The 2,226-nt window shown below is 51.3% G+C and carries 3 protein-coding genes; 1 reads left to right on the plus strand and 2 read right to left on the minus strand.

The genetic code is table 11. The features are described from left to right. Positions 1 to 34 precede the first annotated feature (34 nt). Positions 35 to 349, minus strand: a complete 315-nt coding sequence (locus tag RTY00_RS23875; RefSeq protein WP_312666623.1) for a DUF3302 domain-containing protein — start codon at positions 347 to 349, stop codon at positions 35 to 37. 470 nt (positions 350 to 819) lie between these two features. Next, positions 820 to 1,887, minus strand: a complete 1,068-nt coding sequence (locus tag RTY00_RS23880; RefSeq protein WP_312666624.1) for an SDR family oxidoreductase — start codon at positions 1,885 to 1,887, stop codon at positions 820 to 822. 100 nt (positions 1,888 to 1,987) lie between these two features. Here RTY00_RS23880 and RTY00_RS23885 point away from each other — a divergent pair. Continuing rightward, a partial coding sequence (locus RTY00_RS23885) for a LysR family transcriptional regulator (RefSeq protein ID WP_312666625.1) occupies positions 1,988 to 2,226 on the plus strand: 239 nt, incomplete at its 3' end.

Below are 2,226 nucleotides of genomic sequence, written 5' to 3' on the forward strand. Positions count from 1 at the left end.
CGACATAGGTCAATATAATCAGTAAGTCCATATGTCACCCCTTAGGAGATCCCCGGTCTGCCGTCACTCTTTGTTCCAACGCAGTTATGCGTTGTTCCAGTGACGCGTTCCTCCCTTCCATTCCCCAACCTCGATCTGGCCGGTAAAGCGTGGCCCAAATCCATAAGAACGGCCATAAGACGTGGAGTGTAAACAGGCTTACCCAGCCCGCGACGTGTATTGCATCTGCGTGCGGATGATTACGTGATTTCGCAATGAGATAAGGGATATCGTGGAGCACAATTATCCCGTAAAAGATGACAAGAAAAACAAACACTAAAACCCCAAGCGCAAAGTAGTTAAGAAACATACCAGCCTCGAATTTAAGAGATGCGTAGGATCAATATAGACTGCATTATTTTTCCTGAACATTTAATTGGAAAAATAATTTATTCAGTGTCCATAATAAATAGCAGGCTATGAATTTAACATGTACAAGATGATTTATATCGTACAACTTAAACTGCAAAAGTGAGGATCGTGGCGATAGGAATAAAATCAGTTGAATGAGCATGTTAATGATTAAAAATCATTAATTACTTATAGGAATATAAAACTAATCATAGGCAGGATGTGGCTTAGGTTATTTTTATTTTTACCTCAACGCGTTTAGCGCAGGTTTTGCGCTTAATGCCGGATTTTATGTATATAGGTGCGCATAAATGCGCACCCTACGAAAAACGCGCCAAACCTTCGTAGGGTCGCCATTCATGGCGACCATTTTACGCTTAACCGACGTGCATTAGCCTTGGCAAGCCGCCCTTTACTATCAACAGGACGTTACTGCGGAATCACCTTCTCCGCTTTCAAACGATCAAACAGCTGAGTAAACGAATCCAGCGTTGAACGATAACCGGTAAAGCCCGCTTTGCGGCTCTTACTCATGTCGGTGAAAGCTTCCATCGGACGGCCCAAATCTGCGTCGGTATGCCACCAGGATGCCAGTTTAGTGATATCAGCCTCACGCAAATGATAACGCGCCGCCACCTCGCGCCACGCTTCGGCGGCATCCTCCATGCGCCCTTCCAGCGGCATCATCTGCGCCGGATACGCTGCCGCTTCCACGCCAAAATAGGCCGCCAGACGTGGCCACAGCCAGTTCCAGCGGAACACATCGCCGTTCACCGCGTTGAAATCCTGATTAGCTGCTTCTGCCGCCGTTGCGGCCCACAACAGCTGTTCCGCCAGTAAACCGGCATCGGTGACATCGGACACACCGTTCCACTGCTCGGGCGATCCTGGGAAAATAAACGGCAAACCTTGCTCGCGGCACAGCGTGGCGTATACCGCCAGCGTCTGGCCCATATTCATCGCGTTACCCAGCGCAAAACCGACGATGGAGTGCGGGCGGTGCACGCTCCAGCGATAGCCATATTTCTCCGCACCGGCAAACACTTCGTCTTCCTGCGCATAATAGAAGTTATCGACCGGCTGACGACCCTGCTCTTCGCGGAATGGCGTTACCGGCACCGCGCCTTTGCCATAGGCTTCGAATGGGCCGAGATAATGCTTCAGGCCGGTCACCAGCGCCACATGCGATCCATTCAGACGCCCCCCCAGCGCTTCAATCACGTTGCGCACCATGCCGCCATTCACGCGGATATTCTCTTTCTCATTTTCCTGGCGCGACCAGACGCTAAAGAACAACGCATCCGGCTTCTCTTGCGCCAGCGCAGCACGCACTGCATCGGCATCCGTCAAATCGGCGGTCAGGCTGCGGCAACCTTCAGGCACAGCGCCACGTCCGCGTGATAAACCGCTCACCTGCCAACCTTCGCGATGCAATTTTTCTGCCAGCGCACGTCCAATCACGCCGCTGATGCCAACAATCAATGCCTGCTTTTGCATTTCAATTCTCCTCAGTTTCAGTAATGATGAGTTTAATTGAGAATTAAATTCCCATCTCTGGCATTAATTCACGGCATTCACAACCTGAGTTCACGAATCCATGCACGATCAGCGCCTGAAAGATATCGTTCCCTTTGTTGCCAGCGTCGAGAGCGGCAGCTTTGCCGCCGCCGCTGAGCGCTTGCATCTTACCGGTTCGGCAGTGAGTAAAAGCGTAACACGGCTGGAAACCCGTCTCGGTTCGCGGCTGCTGGAGCGCACCACCCGCAGCCTGAAACTCACCGATGCCGGTAACGCCTATTACCAAACCTGTTTACGCATTATGGAGGAGCTGGCAGA

Source organism: Pantoea sp. CTOTU49201, assembly GCF_032054795.1.
GTDB lineage: Bacteria > Pseudomonadota > Gammaproteobacteria > Enterobacterales > Enterobacteriaceae > Pantoea > Pantoea symbiotica.

Bases quoted from the DNA above. Each gene is read 5' to 3' on its own strand.
- RTY00_RS23880 (WP_312666624.1), bottom strand. From the start codon at position 1,887: ATGCAAAAGCAGGCATTGATTGTTGGCATCAGCGGCGTGATTGGACGT.
- RTY00_RS23875 (WP_312666623.1), bottom strand. From the start codon at position 349: ATGTTTCTTAACTACTTTGCGCTTGGGGTTTTAGTGTTTGTTTTTCTT.